This window comes from Spinactinospora alkalitolerans (genome assembly GCF_013408795.1).
In the GTDB taxonomy this organism is placed as follows: Bacteria; Actinomycetota; Actinomycetes; order Streptosporangiales; family Streptosporangiaceae; genus Spinactinospora; species Spinactinospora alkalitolerans.
Genome location: NZ_JACCCC010000001.1, coordinates 3,810,919 through 3,832,026 on the forward strand (window position 1 = coordinate 3,810,919; position 21,108 = coordinate 3,832,026).

Consider the following 21,108-nt stretch of genomic DNA (forward strand, 5'->3'; position numbering starts at 1 on the left):
CGTCACCGCCCGCCGTGCTCCAGAGTGCCTCTCCACACGGTCCTTTTGCCTGAGAGGTTACTGGGGAGTCTTGCCCCGTCGGCGCCCCGCGAAGGGTCTCTCCCGTGTGGTATCAACGGCTGGTTCTCATTGCGTTCTCACTGCATTATCCCGTAACCGGCGCGCCCCCGCGATCGGCGGGCCCCGCTTCCGCGGTGACCCACTGTGACGCGCAGAGGGCACAGGTCACTCTTCGACCGTACTGGATGCGGGGGGTGCGGTGGCGAGAGGGCGGTTCAGCCCGTGCGGCGCTGCCTGCGGCGGCGCGCCAGCTCGTCGGCGGGATGCGGGTCGTCGGGCAGCGGCGCGTCGAGGTGCTCGCCGGGCACTTCGCTCAGCGATCCCTCCAGTTCGCGCCAGACCCGGCCCAGCGCGATGCCGAACACGCCCTGGCCGCTCTGCAGCAGGTCGGCGACCTCGTCGGGCGAGGTGCACTCGTAGACGCTGACGCCGTCGCTCATGAGGGTGACCTGGGCGAGGTCGGAGGCGCCGCGCCGCTGCAGGTGCTGGACCGACGCGCGGATCTGCTGCAGGGAGATCCCGGTGTCGAGGAGCCGCTTGACGACCTTGAGGATCAGGATGTCGCGGAAGCTGTACAGGCGCTGAGCGGCCGAAGCGCCCGAGTCGCGCGCGGGCTCGACGCTGGGCTCGACCAGCCGGGTCCTCGCCCAGTAGTCGAGCTGGCGGTAGGTGATTCCGGCGGCCGCGCACGCTGCGGGACCGCGGTATCCGACGTCCTTTGGCAGCGCCACCACGTCCTCTTCACACAGCAGGCCCTGCTCGCCGGCTCGCCGTATCGCTGAACGCCTGTGGTCGGAGGCTTGCTGCTTGCCGCTCATAACCGCCACGCCGAACCTCCGGCTCCTCGACCCGCGACGGTTCGACAAGGGGAGATAAAAGTTACGCCGCGGGTTCCTTCAGACAAGAAGGTAAGCCGGTGGGATGTACAGCGTCAACGACACTCATCGGCGCGTCGCAGAACCCCTCCGACTGCCCTGGGAACGCCCGCGCAAACATGAACGGGGGCGCGACCCGGTGCCCGGGACCGCGGTCCCGGGCACCGGGTCGCGCCCCCGACGCCGTTCCATGCCCGTATCTTCAGGTGGTGCGTCCGAAGTCCTCGGGCGTGATGTTGTCCAGGAACTCCCTGAACTTCTCGACCTCGTCCTCCTGCTCGTCGGGAATCGGCACCCCGGCCTCCTCGATGACGTCGTCGCGCGCGTAGATGGGCGCACCCGTACGCAGCGCGAGCGCGATGGAGTCCGACGGCCTGGCGCTGACCTCGACCCCGTTGGAGAACACCAGCTCGGCGTAGAAGATGCCGTCGCGCAGAGCGGTGATGTTCACGGTGCTGAGGGTCGCGTCCAGGGCGTCGAGCACGTCACGGAAGAGGTCATGGGTGAGTGGTCGGGCGGGCATCACGCCCTGCTGGGCCAGGGCGATGGCGGTGGCTTCGACCGCGCCGATCCAGATGGGCAGGTAGCGCTCCCCATCCGACTCCCTGAGCAGGACGATCGGTTGATTCGAGGGCATCTCGACCCGGACGCCGACAACCTCCATGTGCTTCACTGCGGCTCCGTCCCACGACTTGTCGTGCCGGAGGGGCACTCGCCAAGGTGTGCTCTGCTCCGTCTTTCACGGTACACCGCCGATGCCCGACCGTGTCGGAAAGGAGGTCCGGGCCTCGGTCCGGCGGTCGCCGGACACCCGTGTCGGCCGGTGCCCCCGCGACGCGGACCGGGACGGCCCGCCCCGCGTCGCGCCTCGGTGGCGGTCTTCGTTACAAGGCTGTCCGGCTTGGAGGTGGTGCAAACCTCTGCCGGGCGCGGGCCGGCCGCACGGCCCCCGCGCCCGCTCAGCCGCGCCGCGGGCCGGTCAGCAGCACCAGGCGGAACTTGCCGATCTGCACCTCGTCGCCGCCGCCGATCTCGGCCTCGTCGATGCGCTCGCGGTTGACGTAGGTGCCGTTGAGGCTGCCGACGTCGCGCACGCCGAAGGACTCCCCGCGACGGAAGAACTCCACGTGCCGGCGCGACACCGTGACGTCGTCCAGGAAGATGTCGCTGTTGGGGTGCCGGCCGGCCGTGGTGACGTCGCTGTCCAGCAGGAAGCGGCTCCCTGCGTTGGGGCCCCGCTTGACCACCAGCAGCGCGGTGCCCGGCGGCAGGGCCTCGACGGCGCCGGGGTCGGTGCCGACGTCCTCGCCGGCCTCGGCCTCGGCCTCCAGGGCCTGGATGCCGGAGATGGAGATCGTGGACGTGGTCTCGCCGACGGAGTCGCGGTGCTCGCGGGGCTGCGGGGCCTCCTGTCCGGCCCTGCGGATGGGCGAACCACAGTTGGAGCAGAAACGGGCATCATCCGCAACGGCGTGACCGCACTGCGTGCAGTAAACGCTCGACATCGGTCGGCTCGGCCTCCTACCGCACGGGGCGGTGCTTGATCGGACTGGTGCTCTTCGGGTCGGGGCGACCGGATGCGCCGGTCACCGCCGGGGAGGAGTGCGGCACGCGCCGCCCCGCCGCCTCACCACGCGGGTTCTCCCAAGTTCTCATCTCCCATGATCGGCCCACTTCGCGCCATCCGCCACCTCCGTTCACCGGTGGTCCCGCCGAAAGGAGCGGGGACGTCGTGGTTCTGACGGGAACACTCGACTCTAAACCATATCCGTGCCCCGACCGTGCCCGCCCGCACCCGCGTTCCCCTCCGATTTCGGCCGACATCAGCCGACACCGACCGACATCGGACGCCGGCGCGCCCCGCCGGACAGGACCGGGGAGAGGGTGGCGGCGCGGGCGCGCCGACCCCGCTGGCCGGCCGTCCGCGGGGCGCCGCGCAGGCACCCCGCGGACCGGGCGCGGCCGGAGGCGGGGCCCGCTCAGCCCTCGGCCCGCTCGACCACCGCGGCCCACTCCTCCAGCAGCCGTTGGGCGGTGTCCTTGTCCGGTCCTTCGGCCCACAGGTGGGTGACCGCCTCGGCGGTGTCGGGCAGGATCAGCGCCCAGGAGCCGCCGGGCTGAAGGACCCGGACGCCGTCGGTGGTGTCGATCTCGCGGCCCTCCGCGGCCTCCACCACCTCGCGCATGACGCTGCCCTTGACGGCCCACGGGGTGGGGACCGAACGGCGCAGCAGGTGCGCCTCGGGGATCCGCTTGTCGATCTGGCTGAGCGACAGCTTGGTGCGCGCCACCAGCCCCAGCAGCCGAACGAACGCGGCGATGCCGTCGCTGGTGCGGGAGAACTCCGGCAGGACGAACCCGCCCCTGCCGTCGGCGGCGAACACGATGTCGTCGGCCATCGCGGCCTTGGTGAGCTCGTCGGTGGCCGTGGGCGTCCACTGCACCTCGGCGCCGTGGAACCGGGCCACCTGCTCGGCCACCCTGGTCGTGGTGACCGGGAGCGCCACCCGGCCGCCGTGGCGTTCGGCGGCCACGAGGTCCAGCACCACCAGCAGCGCCCGCTCGTTGTCGACCAGCTCGCCGTTCTCGTCGACGATGGCCAGCCGTTCGGCCACGGGGTCGAAGCGCACCCCGAAGTCGGCCCTGGAGGAGGCCACCAGCTCGCCCAGCCGCTGCAGGTCGCGCATCTGCTTGGCCAGGGTGTCGGTGGGCGAGGCCTCGTCGAGCCGGTTGTTGACGGTGAGCACGTCGGCCCCGATCCGGCCCAGCAGCGCCGGCAGGATCAGCGATCCGGTGCCGCCCGCGCAGTCCACGACGACCTTCAGCCCCGCCTCGGCCACCCCGGAGGTGTCGATGCGGCGCAGCAGCTCGTGCGCGTAGTTCTCCACGCCTCGGGAGGGGAAGGACAGCTCGGCGATCTCACCGGGGAAGGCCCTGCGGTACTCCTGGCGGGAGAACACGCGCTCCAGCTTGCGCTGCGCGGCCGGCGAGAGGTCGGCGCCGCTCTCGTCGAGGAAGATGATGTCGACCGACTGCGGGTCGCCCGGTGTGGTCCGCAGCGAGATGCCGCCGCCCAGCCCGCTCTGCCCGGTGTGGAAGCGCGCCACCGGCAGCGGCACGGCCTCCAGGTCCTGGACGTTGATGGCGCCCGCGGTCAACGCGCTGATCACGGCACGCTTGAGGGTGCGGGCCGCCCTGGAGACGTCCCTGGAGGTGGTGACCACCGTGCCCTTCTTCAGCGTGGTGGCGTAGGCGCTGGCCAGCCGCACCGCGAGCTCGGGCGTGATCTCCACGTTGATCAGGCCCGAGACGCCGCGGGGACCGAACAGCGAGCGCTGCCCGCGCGACTCCCAGATGACGTTGGTGTTGACGACCGCTCCGGCCTCGATCGTCTTGAAGGGATAGACCTTGATGTCGTTGGCCAGGTAGGCCTCGGACTCGATGACGCATTCCTCGCCGACGACGGTGCCCTCTTCGATCCGGGTGCTCGCCATGACGTCGGTGTTCTTGCCGATGACGCAGCCGCGCAGGTTGGTGCTGGCCCCGACGTAGACGTTGTCGTGGATCACCGCCCGGTGCAGGAACGCCTCGGAGCGGACGACGACGTTGCTGCCGAGCACGGTGAACTCGCGCAGCTCCGCCCCGGCCTCGACCTTGGCGTAGTCGCCGATGTAGAGCGGGCCCTTGAGGACGGCGTCGGCGTCGACCTCGGCGCCCTCGGCGACCCAGATGCCCGGGGACATCTCGAAGCCGTCGATCTCCACGTCGACCTTGCCGGAGAGCACGTCGGCCTGGGAGCGCAGGTAGCTCTCGTGGGTGCCCACGTCCTCCCAGTAGCCGTCGGCGATGTAGCCGTAGAGCGGGGCGCCCTCCTCCAGCAGCTTGGGGAAGACGTCCTTCGACCAGTCGACGACCTCGCCCTCGGCGACGTGGTCGAGGACATCGGGCTCCATGATGTAGATGCCGGTGTTGACGGTGTCGGAGAAGACCTGCCCCCAGGTGGGCTTCTCCAGGAACCGCTGGATGCGCCCCTGCTCGTCGACGATGATGATGCCGAACTCCAGCGGGTTGGCGACCCGCTTGAGCCCGATCGTCACCTTCGCGCCGTTCTCGCGGTGGAAGCGCACCATGTCGGTGAGGTCGATGTCGGTGAGCGCGTCTCCGGAGATGACGATGAACGGCTCGCCGCGGAGGTGCTCCTCGGCGTTCTTGACGCTGCCCGCCGTGCCGAGGGGGACTTCCTCGGCCACGTAGTGCAGGTTCATGCCGAGCTCTTCGCCGTCGCCGAAGTAGTTGCGGATCAGCGTGGCGAGGAACTGCACGGTCACAACCGTGTCGTCGAAGCCGTGCCGCTTGAGCAGACGCAGCACGTGTTCCATGATGGGTCGGTTCACGACCGGCAGAAGTGGCTTGGGCTGGTTGGCCGTCATCGGGCGAAGCCGGGTGCCCTCTCCCCCGGCCATCACGACCGCCTTCATCGGGGCCACCCCCAGACCCCTGTCACGGTTCGGCGGAACGCCCTTGGGCGTGCTCTCATGGTGGGGACGTCGCTCCCTTCCTGCTGTCGCTGGACGGTGGCCCGGAGTCGCCGGCTCGACGGTCGATCGGCTTCTGCGCCGCCTGACCGCCTTCGATCACCTGTGGATCGTTCGCCGTGGCCGCCGCTCGCGCCGCGGGCTGTATACCCGGGTCGGTCGCGCGGTCGGCCCGCCGGGTCTGCCCGATCAGTCGCAGACCCTGAACCGCATATAGCAATCCGGCCCACCAGTAAATAGCCGTTCCCCAGATCGCGAACGCCCAACCCACAATTTGCGCCACATCGCCGACAATGCCCTCATATCCGGCGATGAACAGCAGCGGGAAGGAGTAGAGCAGGCACAGCGTGGCCGCCTTGCCCGCGAAATTGACCGGGAGGGGGCCGTAGCCGTAATGCCGCAGGATCGGCAGGGAGGCCACGATGAGGACGTCGCGCAGCACGAGGATCGCCATGAGCCACCACGGGACGATGTCGCGCACGACCAGTCCCAGCAGGGCGGCGAAGATGTAGAGCCGGTCGGCCATGGGGTCCAGGAACATGCCCAGCCTGCTGGTCTGGTTCCAGGCCCGCGCGATCTTGCCGTCCAGCCAGTCCGACACGCCGGCGAACGCCAGCACGCCCAGCGCCCACCAGTCGGCCCTGGGCCCGAGCACCAACCACAGGAAGAGGGGAACCCCGAGCAGGCGCACCATGCTGAGCAGGTTCGGGACCGTCCAGACGCGGTCTTCCACCGGGTCCGCAGCATTCGTATGGATCGCCACCCCACCTCCCTCTCCCGATGCCGAGCCTACCCACTGCCACCCGGGAACGCGCTGCGGCGGGTGCGTGTCATCTCCAGGCCGGATCTTCACATAACAGACAAAAGTCCAAGATACGCGAACCATCCCATCCTCCCCCTGCCCTGCCTGCCAGGGAAGGATGCATCGGGAATCGGGGAGGGAGCGGGGTGGGCCTGAATCGGAGAGGGAGTGGGAGTGGGCCTGCTTGTTCGGTGACGGGGTGGTTTGGGGTCGGGGTGCAGGCGGGCGGCGAGGGCAGTAGTCGGTTCGGGCTGCTTGTTGAGCGACTGGGTGGTTTGGGGCTGAGATTCAGACTGGCAGCGAGGGCCGGGAGTCGGCTGGGCCTGGTTGCCGAAGTGGCGGGGTGGTTTGGGGTCGGGGTTTCAGGCGGGCGGCGAGGGCCGGAGCGGGGTTCGGGGTGGTGTGTCGGGTGGCCGGCGGGTCTGGGGCCGGTTCGGGCGGGGGGTCACGGGTGCCGCTCCAGGAGTTTGGTCTAGACCAATCGGGGGAGGCGGAGGGGTGCCGCCGGGGCTGCGCGCCTGGTCAGAGACCCGGGCGTGGCGGGCGGGCCCGCCGGGACCGGCCCGCGCGCAACGAGACTGCTGCCGTGAGCGCCGCCAAGCGTCACCAGAGCGGTGTCGTTGCCCGATCCGACCACCCAAAAGCGGCAAAACCGGCATTGCGCCGCGCGCACTCGACCGGTCCGGTGATTTTGTCCCGCATCCCGGAAGTCTCCTTACGCGAAGCGGATCGCGGCCTTGCCTCCCTCCCCGGGAAACAGACAAAAGCGTGCATATCCACCCCACGGGGTGCGTCTACGCGCGCATCACCCCGCACAAGGCGCTACTGAGCGCCGCCCTCGCACGCCCCCGCCCCTGCCGGACCGCCGAGACAAGCGGGAAGAGCCGCCACCCCCGACAGACCCAACACCCGACACACCACCCCGAACCCCCACCCGGCCCTCGCCGCCCGCCTGCACCCCGACCCCAAACCACCCCGCCACCCGACCAGCAGGCCCGGTCCATTCCCGTCCTCGCCGCCCGTCTGAGCCTCAGCCCCAGCCCATCCCACTGCCCGACCAGCAGACCCAACTCACTCCCGGCCGTCGCCGCCGGTCTGCACCCCGACCCCAAACCACCCCGCCACCGAACAAGCAAGCTCGGCCGCCTCCCGCCGTCGCCGCCGGTCTGAACCCCGACCGCAGACCATCCCGCCGCCCGACAAGCACCCCGAGCCCACTCCCGGCCCTCGCTGCCCGTCTGCACCTCGGCTCCAACCCTGCTGGCCATCCGGCAACCAAGCCGAAGCTTCGCCGTGCCATCACCATTCACCGGGCGAAGCCCCGCCCCATCCGGGGGCAGACCACCCAACTCAGCAGAACCGCGTAAAACCCACCCTCACCCTGTCAAGACCCAGAACCAACCCCCACCCACCAACCTGTGGACAACCCACGTGGACACCCCACCCCGAAGCCCACCCCGGCCCCCTCGCCGCCCTCGGGCGTCCAATATCACACTTCACCGGCTTCGCGCAGGAAGTTCCGAGAATTACCGAGAGCTTTCACTCAAAGCCATTTCCCAGAACCGTATGCGATTATCGGGAATCGGTTGTTAGCGGTGGAAATGGGTGCCACACTTCAGCGAACGACGACAAGTGCCACGAGCGCGCAAAACGCGGCGGCCGCAGCCATCCTGCGGCGCCACCCAGGGGGAGAGGGGTGGTACGGCCGCGCCACCCGCGCGATCCGGAGGGGACGGGCCACTTCATGCCGTTGAACCCACGTCTCGTCAGAGACACGTTCACCCATATCGAGGACCAGAGAGAAAAGGCCGCATCGTATTTCTACGGCCGGCTTTTCGCGGAGAACCCGCGCCTGCGGACAATGTTCCCGCCCGCGATGGACGTGCAGCGCGACCGGCTGTTCTCGGCGCTGACCGAGATCGTGCGCAGTCTGGACAGCCCCGACACGCTCGACACCTACCTCGGCCATCTCGGCCGCGACCACCGCAAGTTCGGCGTCGAGGCCGGCCATTACGACGCCGTGGGAGCGGCGTTGATGGCCACCGTGCGCCGCTTCGCCGGCCCCGCCTGGACGGCCGAGGCCGCACAGGCCTGGTCCGAGGCCTACGGGCTCGCCGCGCAGATGATGATCGAGGCCGCCGAGGAGCACTCGGCGTGGGCGCCGCCGTGGTGGCACGCCGAAGTCATCGACCTGGTGCGGCCGCGCCACGACATGGCGCGGCTGACGCTGCGCCCCAACCAGCCCTACTCCTACCTGCCCGGCCAGTACCTCTCGCTGCAGGCCGCGCGCTGGCCCCGGGTGTGGCGCCCCTACTCCATCGCCAACGCCCCCCGCGGCGACAACCTGCTGCGGCTGGTCGTGCGCGCGGTTCCCGGCGGGTGGGTGAGCAACGCCCTGGTCACCCACACCCGCCTGGGCGACCACGTGCTCCTCGGGCCCCCGCGCGGCTCGATGGTGCTCGACGCCGCCTCCGACCGCGCCCTGGTCTGCGTCGCCGGCGGCAGCGGGATCGCCCCGATCAAGGCGATCATCGAGCAGGTGGTCGGCCTGCCGCACCGCCGCTCGGTGCTGCTGCTCTACGCCGCGGGCGAGCGTCGGGAGCTGACCGAGATCGCCGACCTGCTGGAGATCCAGGCGACCTACCCGTGGCTGCGGGTGATCCCGGTGCTGGGTTCGGACCCCGGCCCGCCCGCTGCCGAGCGGCCGCGCCGGCGCGCCTCCGCGGAGAAGCCGGTCGGCGACGCCGTGATCGGCCGTCCGCACGAGGCGATCGCCGGCCTCGGACCGCTGGACGAGCACGACGCCTACGTCTGCGGTCCCCCCGCAATGGTGCGCGCCGTGCTTCCCCGGTTGCGCGCGGCCGGCGTGCGGCGCTCCCGGATCTACCACGACCTGCCGGAGACCGGCACGGGCGCCGGGGAGCACGCGGACGCCGAGGAGGGAGAGAGCGGGGAGCGGCGCGACGGGACCGGCCGGACCTCCGGGAGCGAGGGGGCGCCGAGCGGCCCGCGGGAGAACCTGGACCACTCGGCCCTGTAGACCGACCTGCCGAAAACCGGCGGCCGGAGCGCAGCGGCCGGAGACCGATCACCATCCCCGGCCCCGGCTCCGGCGGTGCACCGTCCGGTGCGCGCGGGCATCGGTGCCGATCCGCGCGGCCCTGGTCACGGAGAGGTGGACGGCCAGGGCTCGGACGGCGAAGCGGCGCTGCGCTTCGCCGCCGCGGTCGGCGAACCCGGCGTCTACATCGTGCACAGCCGCACCTCGACCGGCCTCGCCGAAGCGGACGAGGACACCGCGATGCCGTGGACGGTCGTCGGCGACGGGACCACCATGGAGGGCCTGGACGCCGCCTACATCATCCACTGGAACGGGTCGTTCCTGACCTCGGTCCCCGATCTGGTCGACGGCGACCTCAGCGCGGCGCTGGAGGACGGCGCCGACGGCGGCGTGTTCGTCGACCCCGCGGTGCGCGAGGTCTTCCCCCGGCCTGGACGTCGAAGCGATCGAGGCGGCCTGCGCGGGCCTGGACAACGCGCGGATCGGCATCGTCTCCGGTGTGGCGCCGCACGACGGGGACGCCGCCGGCGACATCGACGCCGCGGAGAAGCAGGCCGCCCTGGCGATGCTGGAGGCGCGCCCGGACACCGCCGCCGTGCTGCTCGGTCGGAACGGCAGCGCGCTGACGGTGACGGCGGCCGCGCGGGGCGGTGCGCCCGCCGCCGAGTCCGTGGAAGCGCCGCCGCGCGGGCTCCTGAGGCCCCGAGGGGACGCCCGGAAGGCCGTCCGTCAGCGCGGGCCGGCGGGTTCGGCCAGGGCCGCGGCCAGGGCGCGCAGCGGCGCGAACCCGGTGGGTTCGGCGCCGGACAGCGGCAGCTCCACCGCCCCGGTGGCGGCGAACCTGCGGTGGGCGGCCGCCAGGACCTCGACGTCGGGTTCGGCCGGGACCTGGTTGATCACGGCCGGACCGAGCCGGAACCCGCCCTGCGCCAGCTGGTCGGCGGCCCGCTCGGTCTCGGCCAGCACCATGCGGCGCGGGATCAGCACCAGCCGGACCACCGCGTCCTCGCGCAGCCGCCGGGCCGCGCCCTCCAGCCTGCGGCGCCGGGCGTGCAGCCGTTCGAGCAGAGGGTCGTCGCCCTCGTCGGCGCCGCCGACGATCCCGGTGGCGAACCGGTCGGCGTCGGCGACACGCTCCCGTTGCCGGGCCAGGCCGCGCACCCACGGGGTGAGCAGCGCCGGCAGGTTCAGCATCCGCAGCAGATGCCCCGTCGGCGCGCTGTCGACCACGAGCCGGTCCCACTCCCCCGGCACCCGTTCCATCGCGTCGATGAGCTGGTCGGCCAGTGCCGACTCGGTCATGCCGGGGCTCGCGGCGGCGTGCGCCAGGTGCCGGCGCACCGCCGGCATGATCTCGCGGGGCAGCGCCGCGTAGGCGTCGTCGGTGACCTGCTCGACCCGGCGGCGCACGGCGGCGTCGGCGTCGGGCTCGGCCGCCCACAGGTCGGCCGAGATCTCGCGGGGGCGGTCGCCCAGCCCGGTCTCGAAGGCGTCGCCGAGGGAGTGGGCGGGGTCGGTGGAGATCACCAGGGTCCGCAGCCCGGCGTCGGCGAACGCGAGCGCCTCGGCCGCGGCCACGGTGGTCTTGCCGACGCCGCCCTTGCCGCCGAAGAACACGATGGGCGCGGTACCGACCGCAGCGCTCAACAGCACACTCCAGGCTCCCCGAACTCCCGCCGCCCCATACGCAGGTGCCATTCGTGCAGGTCGGCGACCATGTAGGGGATCAGGTCCAGGGTCTCATAGGCGACAGGGTCGTCCACCCCCAGCGTCTCCAGCAGCAGCAGCGCGCGCAGCGTGTCCTGCTGGGTGCGCGCCTCGCGGCGCAGCGCGTGCCGCCAGCGGGTCTCGAACCAGGCCTCGTGGAACTCCTCCACGCGGCGCCAGGCGGCGCGCACCCGCTCCCAGCGGGAGGTCACTGCTCCTCCGCCTCCGCCCGCTCCTCGGCGGCGGGCCCGCCCGCGGCCGCGGCGCCCCGCTGGGCCCAGGCCTTGCGCAGGGCGAGCGCGGCCTCGACGATCAGCCACATCGCCAGCACGAAGATGACCAGGTCCAGCGGCGCGAGCAGGAACACCTGCAGCGGCTCGTCGGCGGTGACGAAGTCGATCAGGTTGATGATCAGCGCCCAGGTGGTCATGACCAGCAGGAACACCAGCGGGATGAGGACGGCGACCGGGTTGCGGCTGTGCTTGGTGACCCAGACCGCGATGACGGCGAGCGCCAGGCCGGCGGTGAGCTGGTTGGTGGTGCCGAACAGCTGCCAGAGCGTGCCGAAGGCGAAGTCACCGGGGATCATCGCCAGCGCCAGCGGCACGATGACGGCGGCGACCGTGGCCGCGGTGAGGTTGCGGGCCAGCGGCTTGAACCGGACGATCTCGGCGATCTCCTGCACGATGTAGCGCTGCAGCCGGACCCCGGTGTCCATGGTGGTCGCGGCGAAGCTGATCACCACGACCGCGGCGAAGACCGCGCCGATGCTCGTGGGCACGCCGAGGTTGGCGGCGAATCCGGCGACGCCGTTGACGAAGTTGCCGGTGGCGCCCCCGGAGGCGGTGGCGAAGTCGGAGTAGAGCCCCTGCCAGTCGCCGGCCGTGGCGACGACGCCGGCGGTGCAGGCCAGGATCGAGCACAGCGCCAGGCTGCCCTCGCCCACGGCGCCCAGGTAGCCGACGTAGCGGGCGTCGGTCTCCTTGTCCAGCTGCTTGGAGGTGGTGCCGGAGGAGACCAGACTGTGGAAGCCGGAGATGGCGCCGCAGGCGATCGTGATGAACAGCAGCGGGAACCACGGCGGGGAGTCGGCGGGGACGTCGTTGACGATCGGGGCGACGATGGTGTTGAGGCCCACGATCACGCCGAGCAGGATCACCGCCAGCGCCAGCAGCATCTGCTGCTGGTTGATGTAGTCGCGCGGCTGCAGCAGCATCCACACCGGCAGCCGCGAGGCGATGAAGGCGTAGGCGAAGATCAGCACGATCCACACGGTGTGCGGGGTGACGCCGATGGCCGAGGCGATCGGGTCGACGGTGATCGGGAACTGCAGGCCCAGCGGGATGAAGGCGTAGACGATCACCAGCGAGATGATCGAGGGCACCAGGGCGGCGGTGCGCCTGCGGTAGACGTACTGGCCGACGCCGATCGCCAGGGGGATGGTGACCAGGATCGGCAGGACCGCGCCGGGGTTGGCCACGAACAGGTTGGAGATGACCACCGCGAAGACCGCGTTGACCAGGGTGAGCAGGAAGAAGATGATCAGCAGGAACAGCGCGCGCGACCGGGCGCTGATGACCTCGCCGGCCAGCGTCCCGATGCTCTTGGCCTTGTGCCGCACCGACACCACGATCGCGCCGAAGTCGTGCACGCCCGCGGCGAAGACGGTCCCCAGCACCACCCACAGCAGCGCGGGCCCCCAGCCCCAGAACACCGCCACGGCGGGGCCGACGATGGGCGCCGCGCCGGCGACCGAGATGAAGTGGTGGCTGAAGACGATGTGCTTGTTGGTGGGGACGAAGTCGATGCCGTCCTTGTAGGCGTGGGCCGGGGTGACGTAGGCCGGGTCCAGCGCGAAGACGCGCTTGGCCAGATAGGGCGAGTAGAACCGGTATCCCAGCGCGAATATCGCCAGGACGACCACCATCACCACGACTGCCGGCATGTCGCTTCCCTCAGTTCCCGTGTTCCTTGCGTTTCCCGCCGGTCGCACCGCGTGTCCCGGCCGGGCTCGCACCCTACCGAACCCCTGGCCCGCGATCACACGCGGCGTAGTGATCGGTTAAAGTCACCAGAAACCGATCTGTGTCCTCCGCCACTCTAAAGGGATGACCTTGCACGAAATGGTCACGGTTTGGCGGCGATCGACGATCGCCGAACTGTGCTGGCTCGCGCCCGACGGCCCGGTCGGGATTCCCGTCGTGCCCCTGGTCTGGCGGGATCGGCCGTGCGCGGCGCTGCCGATGTCGCTGCTCGACGCGGTGCAGACGATGACCGATGGGCGGGCCGCCTTCGCGGTGACCGCCCCCGCGGAGGCGGGCGCGGCGGAGGCGGGCGCGGCGCAACGGCCGGGGCTGGTGGCGACCGGACCGGTCGACATCCGCTACGACCTCGACGGCGCGCGCTTCGTCGAGCACATGCTGGACCAGGAGATCGTCAAGCACCCGCCCACCCGGCTGCGCGCCGACGGCCTCATGGCGCAGCGGGAGAACTGGTGGTGGGTCCCGCGGATCCTGGTGACCCTCACCGGGGCCGAGGAGGAGGCGGCGCTGCCCGCGCGCACGCGTCCCGATGACGCGGTCCTGGTGCGCCGGTCCGCGCGGGGCCCGCACGTGCACGTGGTCACCGCCCAGACCTGGCCGCAGGAGGCGGGGGCGCGGGTGGAGCTGTGGGCGCGCGACGGCGGGTCGTTGTCCGGCCGCGGCGAGCAGGCCTACGCGTTCGGGCACCGGCACAGCCCCGACTTCGAGCGCTGGGAGCGCTGGCACCGCTCCGGGGAGCTGCGGGAGGAGGCGCTGACGGTGACCGGGGCCGCGGGCGGGCCCGGCCCGGCCCTTGAGCCCTTCGGCGTCCTGGCCCGGCTGCGCAACCACCGCGAGGTCCAGCGCGCCTGCCGCACCGGCCTGGCCAGAGCCGAGGCCCAGATGGGCACGTCCCACCCCCGCTGATCCCGCGGTCGCGCCGGCCTCAAGTGTGATCGCGGAAACGGAATCGGCGAAGGAAACGCTCCTGCGCGGGTCGGGGGAACCTCGCCGGGAGACCCGTTCTAACCTGGTCTGCATGTCCGCCGTCCGCACCTCTCAACTCCCCGAACAGGTCCGGCTGCACGACCTGATGTTCAATGTCCGCGCGTCCGCCAGGCGAACGACCGCCGGGATCACCGTGGACCGTGACGGATCGCTCCTGCTGCACGTCCCCGAGGACGTGGAGTGGGAACGGCTGGAGAGCTGGGTCCGGCGCAAGCGCCCCTGGGTGCTGGACAAGCTCGCCAAGAAGGACATGCTGGCGTCCAGGCAGCCCGCCCGTTCGTTCGTCTCCGGTGAGGGGTTCGACTACCTGGGGCGCCGGTACCGACTCAAGATCACCGACGAGGTACCGGGTGTCCGGTTCACCGGTGGGCGGATCAGGATGCACCCGTCGGTCGCCGGAGGTTCGGACCCGGCCTCCGCGCTGATCGCCTGGTACACCGAACGCGCGCGCCTGTGGCTGCCGAAGCGGTTGCGCCCGTGGCGGGAGCAGATGGCGCTGCACCCCGCGGAGTTGCACATCCGCGGTCTGGGCCACCGCTGGGGATCCCTGGGCAGGAGCGCCCGGCTGAACCTGCACTGGGCGCTCATGCAACTGCCCGCGACCATCATCGACTACGTCCTCGTGCACGAGCTCGCGCACATGGCCGTCGGCGACCACTCCCCCGCCTTCTGGACACGGGTGCGCGAGGTCATGCCCGACTACGAACGGCGCAGGGACCGGCTCGCCGTTCTCGGCGCCCGGTTGTGGCTCGGCTGAGCCGGCCCGCCGCTTTCAGCCGAACCTCTTCTCGGCGAGGTCGACCAGGCGGGGCGCCAGGCTCTTGGCGCGTGGCAGATCGATCACCGTGATTCCGTTCAGCCGGTATCCGGCGAGTGCGCGCGTTACCTGCTTGCGCAGTTGGCGCGCCCGGTGCGGGCTGTATCCGGCCAGTCCGATCTCCGCGTGCATCGTGCGGCTCACCTCCACGGTGATCTCGCCCAGGAGCCGCTTCAGCTCCTCGGCGAGCGGGGAGTCGCCGTCCTCGTCGAGCTCCGCGACCAGCAGGTCGTAGAACGGGGCCTCGGTGTCGGGGTCCAGGCCGCTGTCGTCGCCCTGCCGCCCCGCCAGGATGTCGGTCTTGAGTTCCTGCAGCGCCTGCAGAACGGCGGGCCAGTTCTCGCCGAGGCTGTCCAGGATCCGGTCCAGGCGTTCGGAGAACCTGGCGTAGTGCTCGGGGTCGGTCCCGATGTTCTCGTTGATGTGGTACCGCAGCGCGTGCTGCATCTCCGAGGCCTTGGCGCGGTCGGAGGGCAGGTCTGCGACCTTGGTGTCGAACTCCGCCGCCGTGATCGCCGTCGGCGGGATTCGGGTGCGGATGTCGTGCACGCGGACGTAGTCGTCGATGAGCCTGCGGACCTTGCCGCCGTACAGCGAGGCGTCGAAGCCGTCGTCCTCCCGATAGCGTCTGCGTGCCACTTCAGCGATCGCGCCGAAGGCCTTGGCGTCGCCGACGAACTCCCGCGCCTCCGGACGAGGAAGCACGGTCTCCAGACTGCGGGTGAACTCCCTGAACGCGTTGAGGAACTCCATCCGGATCCGGTCGTCCTCCAGGACCTGCACGCACTCCTCGCGGTCGGCCTCGGAGGCGAAGCGGTCCAGGCCCCGAATGGTGAACACCCGACGCATGCGCTCGTGGCGCTCGCGCAGCAGCGGAATCTCGTCCTTGACGCTGCTGAGCGCGCCCTCCACGTCCTCGGCGGCGTAGGCGGCCAGCGCGACCTTGAGGTGCTCGGCCACCCCGAAGTAGTCGATGACGTAGCCGGCGCGTTTGGCCTTGGCCGTGCGGTTGACACGGGCGACGGCCTGGAGAAGTTCGGCCTCCTTGATGTGGCGGTCCAGGTAGAGGACCTGCTCGTTGGGGGCGTCGAATCCGGTCAGCAGCATGGACTTGACGACGAGGAACGCCAACGGGCTCGTTTCCGCCGGGTCGGCATCGGCCGCGAGCGGCAGCAGCTTCTTGAACTCCTCGATGTGGGCGGCTTGACGGGTCTTGTCGGTCCAGACCGTCCAGTCCTTGTTGTCGTTGTGCGCCCCGGAGATGACCGCGGCGGAACCGAGCCGGCTAATGAGGTCCCGGTGGAGATAGGCCCGGACGAGCCGCGCGGTGGCGGGGCCGTGCTCGTCGGCGCGCTCGGCCGCCTCGGGGGTGCGCAGTTCGGCGGGAAGCGCGTCGAGCTCGGCGACCAGGGCGTCGCGGGCCCGGACCAGCGCCTTCTGGTAGCGCACGGCGGCGGCCCTGGAGACGGCGACGACCTGGGCCTTGAACCCGTTGGGCAGGACCACGTCCACGTAGTGCCGCAGCATGCTGTCGGCCTTGGCCTCGATCATGTGCTCGGCTTCGAGGACGTTGTTCTTGGTGGCGTACTTCCGCTTGATCTCGTCGAGTTGGGCGGGCGTGGCGTCGAACAGGTCCTCGAAGACCTCGTCGAGGTCGTTGCCGTCGCGCACGTGGGCCTTGGTGGTGCGGCCCTCGTAGAGGATCGGGACGGTCGCGCCGTCGGCCTCGGACTCCTTGATGGTGTAGGAGTCGATGAACGCCCCGAAGATCTTGCTGGTGAAGCGCTCCTTGTCACCCATGATGATAGGGGTCCCGCTGAAGCCGATGCGTACGGCGTTGGGCAGCGCGGCCATGAGGTTGGCGTGCAGCTTGGAGCCCTGGGAGCGGTGCGCCTCGTCGACGAGGATGAGGATGTCCTCGGAGTCGTCGATGAGGTCCATGGTGGGCACGATCTCCGCGCGGCGCGGGCGGCGCACGGTCGCAGCGCGAGGTCCGGCGTCTTCTCCGGAGGATTCCGCCGCCCCGCCTGCGGTGTCCGCTTCTTCCTCGTCAGCGCTGTCGGCGTCTGCACCGTTGTTCTCGGCGTCGCCCTGGTATTTCTGGATCATCGCGAAGTACAGGCCCTTGCCGGGTACGGACAGCCGCTCCTCGACTTCGGCGATCCTGGTGATAACCTCGCTGCTCTCGCCGGTGAGCGCCATGGTCGCCGAGAGCTGCTCCTGCAGCTGGGTCCGGTCGGTGATGACGACGATCTTGAATCCGGTCAGCCGGGGCCGCGAACGCATCGCGCGCACCAGGAAGACCATCGTGAGGCTCTTGCCCGAGCCCTGGGTGTGCCAGACGATCCCGCCGCGCCGGTCGAACTCGCCGTCCTGGGCGCGGGTGGGCTCACCCAGCATCCGGTCGATCGAGCGGCGCACGGCCCGGTACTGCTGGTAGCGGGCAACCACCTTGATCTTCCGCGGCCCGCTCTCCATGAACAGCGTGAAATGGGCGACGATGTCGAGCAGGACCGCGGGGCGCAGCATTCCGGCGACCAGGCGGTGCCGCCCGTTCAGCTCCTCGGTGCCGGAGACGCCGGCCTCCGCGGCGATCCGCGCATCCGGATACGGTTCAGTGGTCTTCCACTCGGCGTAGTGTTCGGACTCGGCGGTGAAGCCCGCGACGCGTGCGCTGCGTCCCGAGGCGGCGACGACGAACTGGTTGGTGTGGAAGAGCCGCTCGTTGCCCTCGGCGGCCCGGACCTCGCCGCGCTGGTTGGCGTAGCGGCGCAGCTGGTCGATGGCCGCGGCGACGGGGTCGGCGACGTGCGGACTCTTGGCCTCGACGACCACGAGCGGGATGCCGTTCACGAACAGCACGAGGTCGGGCACGATCCGGTCGGCGCCCACCGCGCCGGGGCCGTCGACGGCGAACTGGTTGACGGCGAGGAAGTCGTTGTTGTCCGGCTGCTCGAAGTCGATGAAGCGCACCGTCCGGGTGCGGCCGTGGTTCCACCCTTCGACGCCCTCGACCTCCGCACCGACGAGGATCTTCGCGATCAGCTCCTCGTTGGTCTCGATCAGCGTGCGCGCCTGCGGCCGGGTGAGGGCGCCGACGGCCTGGTTCAGCCGGCTCTCGTCGAGCCACTCCCGCCCCGCGTCGTCGAGGTTGATCCTGCGCAGGGCCGCCTTCAGCCGGTCCTCCAGGACCGTCTCGCGGAAGGAGGTGCGGCCGGTGTCGGCCGGACTCGTCCGCGTTCCAGGAAGGAAGATCCACCCCATGGCCACGAGCTGGTCGATCAGCGGTTTCTCCACCAGCTCCCATTCCGGACCGGAAGGAGCAGCGGAAGAGGAGCGGGGAGCGCTCTCGGGGACGGCCAAAGGACACCTCATCGTCGCCGATGCCGTTGGATCCGGCATTCACTGCAGGGGCGTGATCGGGACATCCCAGTCTGCCATCCGGCGGTGTCCAGAATGAGCTGGTTCACATATCGGAAGCCGTTGCGAGGCGGCCGGAAACGGACGATGCCGAACTTCGGCGCGGCGCCTTCTCACACCTCGGGCCTGGACGCGAACGCGTGCCGCGCCCGCGCCACGATCCGCAGGGCTTCAGGTCGGTGTTGGCGCTAGGGTTTCCCTCGTGTCTGATACCTCGATTCGCACCAGGTTCGCTCCGTCGCCGACCGGCATGTTCCACGTGGGAAACGCCCGGTCGCTGCTGCTGAACTGGGTGGTCGCGCGACAATCCGGCGGCACCATGGTGCTGCGGATCGAGGACACCGACGCGGTCCGTTCCCGACCCGAGTGGACCGAGGGCATCCTGCAGGCGATGGCCTGGCTCGGTGTGGATTCGGGCGAGTACGAGGGTCCGTACTCGCAGACGGATTACCTGGACAAGCACACCGAGGCCGCGCAGCGCCTGGTGAAGGAGGGGCTCGCCTACTACTGCGACTGCGCCCGCGAGCAGGTGCAGCAGCGCAGGGAGAACCCGAATCTGGGCTACGACGGGTTCTGCCGCGACCGCAGTCTGGAGGCAGGCCCGAGCCGGGCACTGCGGTTCCGGGTGCCCGAGGGCGGCCCGACCGTGGTGGAGGACCGGATCCGCGGGCGGGTGGAGTTCCCCCACGACGCGCTCGAGGACTTCGTGGTCGCCCGCGCCGACGGCTCCCCGCTGTTCGTGCTGGCCAACGTGGTCGACGACGTGGAGATGGGCATCACCCACGCCATCCGGGGTGAGGAGCACCTGTCCAATACCCCCAAGCAGCAGCTGCTGTGGGAGGCGCTGGGGCACACCCCGCCGGTGTGGGCGCATGCTCCGGTGCTGGTGAACGAGAAGCGGCAGAAGCTGTCCAAGCGCCGCGACAAGGTCGCCATGGAGTCCTACCAGGCCGAGGGGTTCCTGCCCGAGACCATGGTGAACTACCTGATGCTGCTGGGCTGGTCCCCGGGAAACGACCGGGAGATCATGCCGTTCGAGGAGATGGTGCCGCTCTTCGACCTGGCCGACGTCAACTCCTCTCCGGCGTTCTTCGACGAGAAGAAGCTGCGGGCCTTCAATGGCGAGTACATCCGCGCGCTCAGCACCGAGGAGTTCATGAAGCGGTGCACTCCCTACCTGCGGGCCGAGAGTGTGCCCTGGTCTGCGGCCGACTACGACGAGGCCGTGTTCGCCGCGATCGCCCCGCTGGCCCAGAGCCGCATCGCGGTGCTCAGCGAGATCGTGCCCAACGTCGACTTCCTGTTCCTCGATGAGCCGGTCTTCGACGACAAGAGCTGGAGCAAGGCGATGAAGCCGGAGGTTGCCGAGCCGATGCTCACCGCAGCCCTGGAGCGCTTCTCCGATCCGGTGCCGGCCTGGGAGGCCGAGCCCCTGAAGGGTGCCTTGGAGGAGGCCGGTGCCGCTCAGGGGCTCAAGCTGGGCAAGGCTCAGGCGCCGGTTCGGGTCGCGGTCACCGGTCGCACGGTCGGGCTCCCGCTGTTCGAGTCGTTGGAGCTGCTGGGACGGGAGCGCACGCTGGAGCGCCTGCGCGCCGCTCTGGCCAAGCTGACCGCCTGACGCGCTGCGGCGATCCTGTTCAGGATGAGCGTCCTGGGCAGGATCGCCAGCAGCCCGCCTGCGTCCGGACCGTCCATCCGCCCGGTGAGCACCCAACGGACCCCAGGTAGCGGTGGAACGCCGACAGCGCCGCTTTTCCAGCCGTCAAGCCAGCGCAGCGCCTCTTCCACGTGGTCGGGTGGAGATCCATGCTCGATCTCGGTCCGGGTGAGTGCTTGGCAGAGCCGGATCTGCGCTGCGAGTGGCCGCTGGTAACAGGCGGCGACCCAGTCAACGACGCGTTGCGGTGCCGGTGCCCCGCTGTCACGCAACTCCCTCACGGCGGTCTCGGAGGTCACGACCGCGGAGATCTTGCGATCCAGCGCTGAGAGTCGCCGTAGGTCAAACCGGCTGTCCTTGTTCGTCGGCAGAACCGGACGGAACCGTAAGACCAGGTCCGTGAACGTCTCGGGAGGCACCTGGTCCGGTCTCAGATACTGCTCGGTGAGGAACCAGCGCAGGGCGGACGGTCGGATCTTTCGATCGAGTAGAGCGGTGATCCGGAAGGCGTCGAGGTCCTCCTCCAGCAGTCGGGGGACGAACACGTGGGCGGGGGGAGGCCCTCCGCCGGTCAGGGCCCAGTGCAGGCGTACATGGACGGCGGTGGCGTTCGCCTTGTCCGTTCCACGGACCACCAGGGTGTTCCGCTGCTCGATGTCATCAACGACACTGGCGAGGTGCCAAAGCGCTCGCCCATCGCTGCGGACCAGAGGAACCCACTTCTGAGTGGGAGTGAGAGCGGCCGTGGTATTCACCATGATGGAGTAGGTGAGGGATTCGGGGTCCTGTCCGTGGCTCGCGATGAGGCGGTCGACCGCCGCAACATCGAGGCAGGGAACACCGCCACGGTGGGCCACGACCCCTTGCTCCGAAAGGCTCTGCAGAGCCTGCCGGTATTGGTGGCCACGCTGACTCTGCCGAAAGGCCGGACCATCATCGACGACCGGAATCCGTGCCACTCCCCGGATCTCTTCGAGGAGTCCGGCACGGTACTCGTTCCTGCTCCGAGCCGGGTCAGTATCGTCCCACCTCACACGGATGAGAGCGTGAACGCCCAGATGGTCAGCGGCAGCGTGGGCGAACAATGCGGCGAGCAGGTGCGTGCGGAGCACCCCGACGCGAAACGAGGCGTTGTTGGGGGAGAT

The 21,108-nt window shown here is 70.3% G+C and carries 14 protein-coding genes and 1 riboswitch; of the genes, 4 read left to right on the plus strand and 10 right to left on the minus strand.

The features are described 5' to 3' along the window. Positions 1–27: 27 nt before the first annotated feature. Positions 28–115: riboswitch (glycine riboswitch) on the minus strand. Between the two features lie 160 nt (positions 116–275). The 5 genes from HDA32_RS16920 to clsA form a co-directional block, all read right to left on the minus strand. Then, the gene (locus HDA32_RS16920) at positions 276–887 is read right to left on the minus strand and encodes a MerR family transcriptional regulator (RefSeq protein ID WP_179644112.1); all 612 of its coding nucleotides are present in this window, start codon (positions 885–887) and stop codon (positions 276–278) included. Between the two features lie 250 nt (positions 888–1,137). Next, positions 1,138–1,608 carry a bifunctional nuclease family protein gene (locus HDA32_RS16925; protein WP_179644113.1) on the minus strand — a complete coding sequence of 157 codons (471 nt, stop codon included), beginning with the start codon at positions 1,606–1,608 and terminating at the stop codon, positions 1,138–1,140. A 286-nt stretch (positions 1,609–1,894) separates the two neighbouring features. Continuing rightward, positions 1,895–2,440, minus strand: coding sequence for an FHA domain-containing protein (locus tag HDA32_RS16930; protein WP_179644114.1), 546 nt, complete (start codon positions 2,438–2,440; stop codon positions 1,895–1,897). Positions 2,441–2,914: 474 nt separating this feature from the next. Next, positions 2,915–5,413: a mannose-1-phosphate guanyltransferase gene (locus HDA32_RS16935; RefSeq protein ID WP_179644115.1), complete on the minus strand. Its 2,499-nt coding sequence runs from the start codon at positions 5,411–5,413 to the stop codon at positions 2,915–2,917. A 55-nt stretch (positions 5,414–5,468) separates the two neighbouring features. Beyond that, the gene (gene clsA, locus HDA32_RS16940) at positions 5,469–6,164 is read right to left on the minus strand and encodes a cardiolipin synthase ClsA (protein ID WP_246335039.1); all 696 of its coding nucleotides are present in this window, start codon (positions 6,162–6,164) and stop codon (positions 5,469–5,471) included. Between the two features lie 1,852 nt (positions 6,165–8,016). On the opposite strand from clsA, the gene HDA32_RS16945 reads away from it, so the two are divergent. Next, positions 8,017–9,312 carry a globin domain-containing protein gene (locus HDA32_RS16945; RefSeq protein ID WP_179644117.1) on the plus strand — a complete coding sequence of 432 codons (1,296 nt, stop codon included), beginning with the start codon at positions 8,017–8,019 and terminating at the stop codon, positions 9,310–9,312. 48 nt (positions 9,313–9,360) lie between these two features. Here the strand turns inward: HDA32_RS16945 and HDA32_RS16950 are convergent, their stop codons facing one another. From HDA32_RS16950 to HDA32_RS16965, 4 genes are all read right to left on the minus strand, one after another. After that, the gene (locus tag HDA32_RS16950; RefSeq protein WP_179644118.1) at positions 9,361–9,528 is read right to left on the minus strand and encodes a hypothetical protein; all 168 of its coding nucleotides are present in this window, start codon (positions 9,526–9,528) and stop codon (positions 9,361–9,363) included. A 534-nt stretch (positions 9,529–10,062) separates the two neighbouring features. Next, a complete protein-coding gene (locus tag HDA32_RS16955; RefSeq protein ID WP_246334387.1) occupies positions 10,063–10,980 on the minus strand; it encodes an ArsA family ATPase in 918 nt (305 codons plus the stop codon). Then, positions 10,977–11,252 (minus strand): cory-CC-star protein, encoded by a 276-nt coding sequence (locus HDA32_RS16960; protein WP_179644120.1) that lies wholly within the window; start codon positions 11,250–11,252, stop codon positions 10,977–10,979. Before HDA32_RS16960 ends, HDA32_RS16955 begins: the two co-directional genes overlap by 4 nt. Then, positions 11,249–12,985 carry a carbon starvation CstA family protein gene (locus HDA32_RS16965; protein ID WP_179644121.1) on the minus strand — a complete coding sequence of 579 codons (1,737 nt, stop codon included), beginning with the start codon at positions 12,983–12,985 and terminating at the stop codon, positions 11,249–11,251. The genes HDA32_RS16960 and HDA32_RS16965 overlap by 4 nt, the downstream gene beginning before the upstream one ends. 163 nt (positions 12,986–13,148) lie before the next feature. Between HDA32_RS16965 and HDA32_RS16970 the strand changes: the two genes are divergently transcribed. Beyond that, positions 13,149–13,988, plus strand: coding sequence for a hypothetical protein (locus HDA32_RS16970; RefSeq protein ID WP_179644122.1), 840 nt, complete (start codon positions 13,149–13,151; stop codon positions 13,986–13,988). Between the two features lie 112 nt (positions 13,989–14,100). Next, entirely contained in the window at positions 14,101–14,826 is a 726-nt protein-coding gene (locus tag HDA32_RS16975) for a M48 family metallopeptidase (protein ID WP_179644123.1), read from the plus strand. A gap of 15 nt (positions 14,827–14,841) precedes the next feature. On the opposite strand, the gene HDA32_RS16980 is transcribed toward HDA32_RS16975, so the two are convergent. Beyond that, positions 14,842–18,183, minus strand: a complete 3,342-nt coding sequence (locus tag HDA32_RS16980; protein WP_218882503.1) for a type I restriction endonuclease subunit R — start codon at positions 18,181–18,183, stop codon at positions 14,842–14,844. 325 nt (positions 18,184–18,508) lie between these two features. Here HDA32_RS16980 and gltX point away from each other — a divergent pair, with 325 nt between their 5' ends. Next, a complete protein-coding gene (gene gltX, locus HDA32_RS16985; RefSeq protein ID WP_179644125.1) occupies positions 18,509–19,924 on the plus strand; it encodes a glutamate--tRNA ligase in 1,416 nt (471 codons plus the stop codon). Positions 19,925–21,108: the final 1,184 nt, after the last annotated feature.

What these genes read in the sequence shown, in the direction of transcription:
- HDA32_RS16930 (WP_179644114.1), bottom strand. Translation starts at nt 2,440, where the DNA reads ATGTCGAGCGTTTACTGCACGCAGTGCGGTCACGCCGTTGCGGATGAT.
- HDA32_RS16935 (WP_179644115.1), bottom strand. Translation starts at nt 5,413, where the DNA reads ATGAAGGCGGTCGTGATGGCCGGGGGAGAGGGCACCCGGCTTCGCCCG.
- clsA (WP_246335039.1), bottom strand. Translation starts at nt 6,164, where the DNA reads ATGGTGCGCCTGCTCGGGGTTCCCCTCTTCCTGTGGTTGGTGCTCGGG.
- HDA32_RS16945 (WP_179644117.1), top strand. Translation starts at nt 8,017, where the DNA reads ATGCCGTTGAACCCACGTCTCGTCAGAGACACGTTCACCCATATCGAG.
- HDA32_RS16965 (WP_179644121.1), bottom strand. Translation starts at nt 12,985, where the DNA reads ATGCCGGCAGTCGTGGTGATGGTGGTCGTCCTGGCGATATTCGCGCTG.
- HDA32_RS16970 (WP_179644122.1), top strand. Translation starts at nt 13,149, where the DNA reads ATGACCTTGCACGAAATGGTCACGGTTTGGCGGCGATCGACGATCGCC.
- HDA32_RS16975 (WP_179644123.1), top strand. Translation starts at nt 14,101, where the DNA reads ATGTCCGCCGTCCGCACCTCTCAACTCCCCGAACAGGTCCGGCTGCAC.